This is a genomic window from Paracoccus haeundaensis, assembly GCF_006239215.1.
GTDB lineage: Bacteria > Pseudomonadota > Alphaproteobacteria > Rhodobacterales > Rhodobacteraceae > Paracoccus > Paracoccus marcusii.
The window spans coordinates 46,994-54,664 of record NZ_VDDC01000030.1 but is presented as its reverse complement, the minus strand read 5'-3'; the positions used below and the strand labels follow the sequence as shown (position 1 = coordinate 54,664).

Sequence of the window (7,671 nt, the reverse complement as noted above, 5' to 3'; positions counted from 1 at the left end):
CGGCGTCAGGCCGGCGCGGGCCCGCGCGCGGTTGGTCACCTGCGCGGCCATCGCGTTCCGGTCCGGCGCCGTCGCGCCGCATTGCGCGGGTCCGGGCGGGCCGACCTGGACCGCGTGGGGGTCGTGTCCCACCGGCGCCTGCGGGGTGGCCGCGCATCCCGCCAGCAGCGCCGCGCCCAGGATCATCAGCGATCCCCGTCCGTATCCTGTCCAGTTCGTCATGCCCTGCGGTGACCCCGTTTCCAAGCGCGCCTTGGTTCTTATAGCCGCCCCAGGTTAACAAGCGCTTTCGCCCCGATGCGGGCTTGGCGCCCTGGTTTGGCGGAACCGTGCCGACATGGCGGTCGTTCGGTGGCGGAACATCACAAGGACCTTTGCACATGGCCATCTGGGATTTCGTGAAAGACGCGGGCAAGTCGGTCTTCGGCAAGGCCGAGGCCGCCACGCCCAAGCCCGCCGCCGCGGCCCCTGCCGCAGCCCCCGCTGCCGCGCAGCCCGCGGCCCAGGACGACACGCAGCGCAAGGTCGCGGCGCTGAAGGCGGAACTGCGCGCGCTGAACCTGGACGGCGACGACGTGCACCTGCGCCTGCGCGGCGACACGGTGGTCGTCGAATCCAAGGGCGCCGACCGCGAGACGCTGGAAAAGCTGATCCTGGCCGTCGGCAACATCGAGGGCATCGCCAAGGTCGAGGCCGACCTGCCCGCCGACTCCCCCCAACCTGTCTTCCACACCGTGAAGAAGGGAGAGACCCTGTCCGCCATCGCCAAGGAGCACCTGGGCAACGCGAACAAGTACGCCGCGATCTTCGAGGCGAACCGCCCGATGCTGAGCGATCCCGACAAGATCTATCCGGGCCAGGTCCTGCGCATTCCCGCTGCGGACTGACCACCCCGGTCGGACCGCCATGACGCCGCGTCGGCTATCGGTTGACGCGGCGTTTTCACATGCGGCGGACCGGTCGGGACTTGCCCCGCCCGGCCTTGTCGGACCATCCTGACCCGCAGGGAGGGGCCGCAGCCGATGCGGCCCGACAGCAGGGGGACCAGATGGGCAAGTTCGGCAGCTATGCGGACCGCGATAGGATCGAACAGGAAGGCAGCTTCGACGCGCGCGGCCTGCCGGTCACGATCTATGAATTCCTGTCGCGTACGGCCGAGCGGTTTCCGCAGCGGCCCGCGATCTCGTTCCAGCTGCTGTCGGGGCCCAAGGATCACGCCGTCACCCTGTCCTGGCAGGACCTTCTGGAACGCGTGACCGAAACCGCCAACCTGTTCCGCAGTCTGGGCGTGGGGCCGACCGACACCGTCGCGTACCTTCTGCCCAACAGCATAGAGACGCCGGTTGTCCTACTGGCCGGGGCCACGGCGGGGATCGTGAACCCGATCAACCCGCTGCTGGACGCCACCCAGATCGCCGGCATCCTGCGCGAGACGAATGCCAAGGTGCTGGTCACGCTGAAGGCCTTCCCCAAGACCGACGTGGCGCAGAAGGCCGCCGAGGCGGTGGCACAGGCCCCGAACGTCACCCATGTGGTCGAGGTCGACCTGAACCGCCATCTGCGCGGCCTGAAACGCTTTATCGTGCCGCTGATCCGCCCCAAGGTGAAGGTCCGGCACAAGGCCAAGGTCCTGGATTTCGAGGCCGCCACCAGCGCGCGCAAGCACACCGCCCTGGAATTCGACGACCCCAAGGTCGACCGCGTCGCGGCCTATTTTCACACCGGCGGCACCACCGGCACGCCCAAGGTGGCCCAGCACAAGTACAGCGGCATGATCTATAACGGCTGGCTTGGGGGGACGCTGCTGTTCGACGAGACCGACGTGCTGATGTGCCCGCTGCCGATGTTCCACGTCTTTGCGGCTTATCCGGTGCTGATGTCCTGCATCGCGTCAGGCGCGCATGTGGTGATGCCCACGCCCGCCGGATACCGGGGCGACGGGGTCTTCGACAACTTCTGGAAGCTGATCGAGCGGTGGCAGGCGACGTTCCTGATCACCGTGCCCACGGCCATCGCCGCGCTGATGCAGCGTCCGGTCAACGCCGATGTAGGCAGCCTGAAGACCGCCATCTCGGGTTCGGCGCCGCTGCCGATCGAGCTGTATAACCGCTTCAAGGCGGCCACCGGGGTGGAGATCGCCGAAGGCTACGGCCTGACCGAGGCCACCTGCCTGGTCAGCTGCAACCCGGTGGACGGGCTGAAGAAGGTGGGCTCGGTGGGCATCCCGCTGCCGCACACGCATGTCCGCATCCTGAACCACGACGATGCGGGCCGGGTGCACGAATGCCCCACCGATGTCGTCGGAGAGATCTGCGTCGCCAATCCCGGCGTCTTCCCCGGCTCGACCTATACCGAGGCAGACAAGAACCATAAGCTGTTCGCCGACGATCGGTACCTGCGCACGGGCGATCTGGGCCGGATCGACGCGGACGGCTATCTGTGGATCACCGGGCGGGCCAAGGACCTGATCATCCGCGGCGGCCACAACATCGACCCCGCCGAGATCGAGGAGGGGATGCTGTCGCACCCCGCCGTCGCGTTCGCCGGCGCCATCGGCCAGCCCGACGCCTTCGCGGGCGAACTGCCCTGCGTCTATGTGGAACTGATGGGCGGAGCCACCGTGACCGTGGACGAACTGGCGGCCCATGCCCGCGACCATATCCATGAACGCGCCGCCGTCCCCAAGCATATCGAGATCCTGTCGGAGCTGCCCAAGACCGCGGTCGGCAAGATCTTCAAGCCGGACCTGCGCCGCCTGGCCATCAGCCGCGTCTATGACGCCGCCCTGCAGGGCACCGGCGCCCGCGTGGTCGAGGTGCGCGAGGACAAGAAGCGCGGGTTGGTCGCCCGCCTGTCGCGCGAGGGCAACGTCGTCGAGGATCAGGTCCGCGAGAGGCTGGGCCAGTTTACGACGCCCTGGGACTGGGCGTGACGACGGGGACCGGGGGCCTTCAGGCGCCCCGGTCCTGTTCGTCCTTGGCCCACAGATAGCCGATGAAGGCGCCCTTGATCAGGCGCAGCAGCACCAGCGTCATCACCGTGGTGATCAGCCCGGTGACCGCCAGCAGCGTCGCGGGTTCGGGGCGCCAGACGTTCCAGATGATGCCGAACAGCGGGATCAGCACCAGCAGCATCACCGTCATGGTGAAGAACGCCGGCCCGTCCGCCGCCGGATAGCGGGACAGGGGCGCCTGGCAATGCGCGCAGACCGGGTTCACCTTCAGATAGCCCTGCATCAGCTGCCCCTCTCCGCAGGAAGGGCAGCGGTTCATGACGCCCCGCAGGATGGCGGCGCGGCTGTCTCGGATCTGGGTCATGGGTTGTCCTTGGGTTCGGGCGTGGCCTAGCCGTTGTCGCGCAGGATGCGCCCGGCCAGATACAGGGATCCGCAGATCAGGATACGCGCGCCGGGGTGGCGGGTCACCAGCTGTTCCACCGCCTGCGTGGCATCCTGGGCCACATGCGTGGTCATGCCGACCTGGCGCGCGGCGTCGGCGGTCTGGGTGGCGGGCAGGGTGTTCGGCTCTCCGGGGATGTCGATGGCGGTCAGGCTGGCGGCGTGGTCGGCCAGCGGACGCAGATAGCCCGCGACATCCTTGGTGTTCAGCATGCCGCAGATCAGATGCGTGGGGCGTGCGGGCATCGCGGCCAGGGTCGCGGCCAGCGCCTGCCCGCCCGCCGGGTTGTGCCCGCCGTCCAGCCACAGCTCCGCCCCCTGGGCCAGGTCGACCAGCGGACCATGGCGCAGGCGCTGCATCCGGGCCGGCCATTCGGCCTGCGTTACGGCGGCGCGGGCCTGCGCATCGGTGGCGCCAAGCGCGCGCAGGGCGGCCAGCGCGGTGCCCGCGTTCTGGACCTGGTGCGGGCCGATCAGGTTCGGGCGGGGCAGGTCCCACAGCCCGTGATCGTCCTGGAACACCATGCCGTCGCGTTCCGGCTGGATCATCCAGTGCTGGCCATGCGCGACGATGGGCGCGGACAGGCCCATGGCGCGCGCCTCGATCACGCGCAGGGCGTCGTCGTCCTGCGGGCCGACGATGACCGGGACGCGGGGCTTGATGATGCCGGCCTTTTCGGCCGCGATCAGGGGCAGCGTCTCTCCCAGGTACTGGGTGTGGTCGATCGAGACCGGCGTGATGACCGTCAGGCGCGGCGCGTCGATGACGTTGGTCGCGTCCAGGCGCCCGCCCAGTCCGACCTCCAGCAGGGTGAAGTCCGCGGGGGTGCGGGCGAAGGCCAGGAAGGCCGCGGCGGTGGTGATCTCGAAGAAGGTGATGGGCTGGCCGTCATTCGCGGCCTCGACCTGGGCCAGCAGGTCGGCTAGGGCGTCGTCCTCGATCAGGGTGCCCGCCAGGCGGATGCGTTCGCGAAACTGCGCCAGGTGCGGCGAGGTATAGGCATGGACCCGCGCGCCGCCGGCCTCAAGGCCCGCGCGGATCATCGCATGCGTGCTGCCCTTGCCGTTGGTGCCCGCGATGTGGATCACCGGGGGGATGACGCGTTCGGGGTTGCCCAAGGCCGCCAGAAGGCGGTGCATCCGGTCAAGCGACAGGTCGATCACCTTGGGGTGCAGCGCCATGAGGCGCGACAAGATCGCATCGGATGTGGTCATGTCATGCACCGGGGGCCAGCCCCCGGACCCCCGGGGTATTTCGACAAAGAAGAATTACTCGGCCGGGGCCGGCGCGGGCGTGGGGGCCGGCGCCGGGATCGGGTCGTTGACCGGTTCGGGCGCTGGCAGGTCGGCGCGGGTGGGGGCGGGCAGGCCGCCCAGCATCCGCAGGATCGAGACCAGTTCGTCGCGCAGCTTGCCGCGATGGGTCACGCGGTCCAGCATGCCGTGTTCCAGCAGATATTCGGCGCGCTGGAACCCTTCGGGCAGCTTTTCGCGGATCGTCTGTTCGATCACGCGCGGGCCGGCAAAGCAGATCAGCGCGTTTGGTTCGGCGATGTGGATGTCGCCCAGCATGGCATAGCTGGCGGTGACGCCGCCCGTGGTCGGGTGGGTCAGCACGACGATGTAGGGGATGCCGGCCTCGCGCAGCATCTCGACCGCGACGGTGGTGCGGGGCATCTGCATCAGGGACAGGATCCCCTCCTGCATGCGGGCGCCGCCCGCGGCGGAGAAGAGGATCATCGGCTTTCGGACCTTGATCGCCCGTTCGGCGGCCGCCACGATCGCGTTGCCCACATACATGCCCATGGACCCGCCCATGAAGCTGAAGTCCTGGCCCACGGCGATGACCGGGGTGCGGCCGATCTCTCCCTCGGCGACCAGCATGGCCTCCTTTTCGCCGGTGGATTTCTGCGCGGCCTTCATGCGGTCGGGGTATTTCTTCTGATCGCGGAACTGCAGCGGGTCTGCGATGGGCTCGGGGACCTTGACCTCGACGAAGGCGCCCCCGTCGAACAGCGCACCGAAGCGGTCGCGCGGCGTGATCGCCATGTGGTGATCGCAGTTCGTGCAGACGTTCAGGTTGTCCGACAATTCGCGGTGGAACAGCATCGTCCCGCATTCGGGGCATTTCGTCCACAGGTTCTCGGGGACTTCGCGCCGCGAGAACAGCGAGTTGATGCGCGGGCGGACGTAGTTCGTGATCCAGTTCATCGCGAATGGCCTTGGCTGTTTCAGGCCCCCAGATAGGGCCCCACGCGGGGAATTGCAATTGCCGGGGGGGCGGCTGATGATGCCGGGCATGTGGACGACCCTGTTCTTTTTCACGCACACGACCCTGTCGCTGGTGATCATCGCCCGCGTGCTGCTGCGTCCCAGGGTCGAGCCCTCGGTGCGGCTGGCCTGGATCATGGTCGTCGAGGCGGTGCCGCTCTTGGGGATCGCGGCCTATCTGCTGTTCGGAGAGGTCCGCATGAAGCAGGCCGAGGTCCAGCGGATGTCCGACGTGCGCGACCGCCTGACCGGCCTGCGCACCGCCGTGCCCGCCGTCCGCGCCGACCGGTCCGACCCGGCGGGCCCGATCATCGCCGCGAACGAGGCGGTGGGCGGCATGCAGGCCGTCCAGGGCAACAGCCTGCAGCTGCTGGAGGAGAGCGACGGGGCGATCGAAGAGCTGGTCGCGGCCATCGATGCGGCGACCGATCATGTGCATCTGCTGTTCTACATCTGGCTGCCCGATGCCAGCGGCACCAAGGTCGCCCAAGCCCTGTGCCGCGCCGAGGATCGCGGCGTGCAATGCCGTGTCATCGTCGACGCCCTTGGGTCGCGGTCGCTGGTCCGGTCGGAGCTGTGGGACCGGATGAGCCAGGCGGGCGTGGAATGCGTCACCGCCTTTCCCTGGGGCCTGCCCTTCATCAGCATCCTGTTCCAGCGTTTGGACCTGCGCAACCACCGCAAGATCCTGGTGATCGACAACGCCGTGGCCTTTACCGGCAGCCGCAACTGCGCGGACATGGCGTTCGCGATCAAGGCGCGCTTTGCCCCCTGGATCGACATCCTGGTTCGGGTCGAGGGACCGGCGGTGCGCCAGCTGCAGGGCGTCTTCCTGTCGGACTGGATGAGCTATACCGGCCGCGATCTGGGCCCCATGCTGCAGCCGGTGGCGCCGGTCGCCGATCCCGGCGTCGCGGCGCAGGTGGTGGCCACCGGCCCCGACCTGCGCGCGGGCAGCGTGTCGGACTGCCTGTCCGCGATGCTGCACGCGGCGCGCGACCGGGTGGTGATCACCACACCGTACTATGTCCCCGACGATGCGCTGGACGCGGCGATCCGGGCGGCGGCGCGGCGCGGGGTGCAGGTCACAATGATCCTGCCCGCCCGCAACGACAGCCTGATCGTGGGGGCGACCAGCCAAGGCTTCTATTACGGGCTGCTGGCCGCCGGGGTCCGGCTGATGCTGTTCCGCGACGGCCTGCTGCATTCCAAGATCCTGACCGTGGACGGGCGCATGGCGATGATCGGCAGCGCGAACCTGGACCGTCGCAGCTTCGAGCTGAACTATGAGGTCAACATGGCGGTCTATGACCCGGAATTCGTGGGGCTGCTGGATGCGCGGCAGGCCAGCTATGTCGCGCGGGCCGACGCGATCACGCTGGACCAGGTGCGCGCCTGGTCGCCGTGGCGGCGCATCCGCAACAACGCACTGGCGCTGGCATCGCCGCTGCTGTGATCACAGGGGCAGGGCGGTCGTGTATTTCGTCTGACGCAGCACGAAATGCGTCACCGTGCTGCGGATGATGCCCAAGGACAGCATCCGGCGCATCAGGAAATGTTCCAGCCCCTCGGCGTCGGTCGCCACGATCTTCAGCTGATAGTCGAAGGTGCCGGTGATGGTCGCGCATTCCAGGATCTGCGCCTCGGTCTGCACGAAGCGGTCGAACCGCGCCAGCGTCGCCTCGGTATGGTCCAGCAGCGACACCTGGACATAGGCCAGGGCATGCAGCCCGGCCTTGGCCGGCGGGACCAGCGCCACCTGCCGGTCGATTACCCCGGTCTCGATCAGCCGCCGCAGCCGCCGCCACGCGGGCGATGTCGACAGGCCCGCCGCATCGGCCAGCCCTTGGGTCGACAGGGTCGCGTCCTGCTGCATCAGGCGCAGGATGCGGCGGTCGGCATCGTCCAGATCGGGCATCGGTTTTCCCTGTTTCGCCGGTCTGCGAAATGATGTGCCGCCAAAGCCGGATGGACAACCCATTCCGGCAAGGTTTTCCCTCCGC

8 protein-coding genes are annotated in these 7,671 nt (G+C 68.5%); 3 read left to right on the top strand and 5 right to left on the bottom strand.

The features are described 5' to 3' along the window. Positions 1-222 (bottom strand): hypothetical protein (locus tag FHD67_RS15485; RefSeq protein ID WP_218062323.1); only part of this gene is annotated, 222 nt, incomplete at its 3' end. A 158-nt stretch (positions 223-380) separates the two neighbouring features. Between FHD67_RS15485 and lysM the strand changes: the two genes are divergently transcribed. Together lysM and FHD67_RS15475 are read left to right on the top strand one after the other, a co-directional pair. Next, entirely contained in the window at positions 381-887 is a 507-nt protein-coding gene (gene lysM / locus FHD67_RS15480; RefSeq protein ID WP_045982395.1) for a peptidoglycan-binding protein LysM, read from the top strand. Between the two features lie 161 nt (positions 888-1,048). Then, the gene (locus FHD67_RS15475) at positions 1,049-2,932 is read left to right on the top strand and encodes an acyl-CoA synthetase (RefSeq protein ID WP_139599223.1); all 1,884 of its coding nucleotides are present in this window, start codon (positions 1,049-1,051) and stop codon (positions 2,930-2,932) included. A gap of 19 nt (positions 2,933-2,951) precedes the next feature. Here FHD67_RS15475 and FHD67_RS15470 read toward each other — a convergent pair whose 3' ends face one another. The 3 genes from FHD67_RS15470 to accD are packed head-to-tail and all read right to left on the bottom strand — an operon-like array spanning position 2,952 to position 5,608. After that, positions 2,952-3,317: a DUF983 domain-containing protein gene (locus FHD67_RS15470; RefSeq protein WP_045982397.1), complete on the bottom strand. Its 366-nt coding sequence runs from the start codon at positions 3,315-3,317 to the stop codon at positions 2,952-2,954. Positions 3,318-3,343: 26 nt separating this feature from the next. Beyond that, positions 3,344-4,612, bottom strand: coding sequence for a bifunctional folylpolyglutamate synthase/dihydrofolate synthase (locus tag FHD67_RS15465; protein ID WP_139599218.1), 1,269 nt, complete (start codon positions 4,610-4,612; stop codon positions 3,344-3,346). 54 nt (positions 4,613-4,666) lie between these two features. Then, positions 4,667-5,608, bottom strand: coding sequence for an acetyl-CoA carboxylase, carboxyltransferase subunit beta (gene accD, locus FHD67_RS15460; protein WP_045982399.1), 942 nt, complete (start codon positions 5,606-5,608; stop codon positions 4,667-4,669). Positions 5,609-5,684: 76 nt separating this feature from the next. Between accD and cls the strand changes: the two genes are divergently transcribed. Continuing rightward, positions 5,685-7,124 (top strand): cardiolipin synthase, encoded by a 1,440-nt coding sequence (cls, locus tag FHD67_RS15455; RefSeq protein WP_246071316.1) that lies wholly within the window; start codon positions 5,685-5,687, stop codon positions 7,122-7,124. Here cls and FHD67_RS15450 read toward each other — a convergent pair whose 3' ends face one another. Further along, positions 7,125-7,586: an Lrp/AsnC family transcriptional regulator gene (locus tag FHD67_RS15450; protein ID WP_139599217.1), complete on the bottom strand. Its 462-nt coding sequence runs from the start codon at positions 7,584-7,586 to the stop codon at positions 7,125-7,127. Positions 7,587-7,671: the final 85 nt, after the last annotated feature.

Coding starts and splice junctions, on each gene's coding strand:
- lysM (WP_045982395.1), top strand. CDS start 381: ATGGCCATCTGGGATTTCGTGAAAGACGCGGGCAAGTCGGTCTTCGGC.
- FHD67_RS15475 (WP_139599223.1), top strand. CDS start 1,049: ATGGGCAAGTTCGGCAGCTATGCGGACCGCGATAGGATCGAACAGGAA.
- FHD67_RS15470 (WP_045982397.1), bottom strand. CDS start 3,317: ATGACCCAGATCCGAGACAGCCGCGCCGCCATCCTGCGGGGCGTCATG.
- FHD67_RS15465 (WP_139599218.1), bottom strand. CDS start 4,612: ATGACCACATCCGATGCGATCTTGTCGCGCCTCATGGCGCTGCACCCC.
- accD (WP_045982399.1), bottom strand. CDS start 5,608: ATGAACTGGATCACGAACTACGTCCGCCCGCGCATCAACTCGCTGTTC.
- cls (WP_246071316.1), top strand. CDS start 5,685: ATGATGCCGGGCATGTGGACGACCCTGTTCTTTTTCACGCACACGACC.
- FHD67_RS15450 (WP_139599217.1), bottom strand. CDS start 7,586: ATGCCCGATCTGGACGATGCCGACCGCCGCATCCTGCGCCTGATGCAG.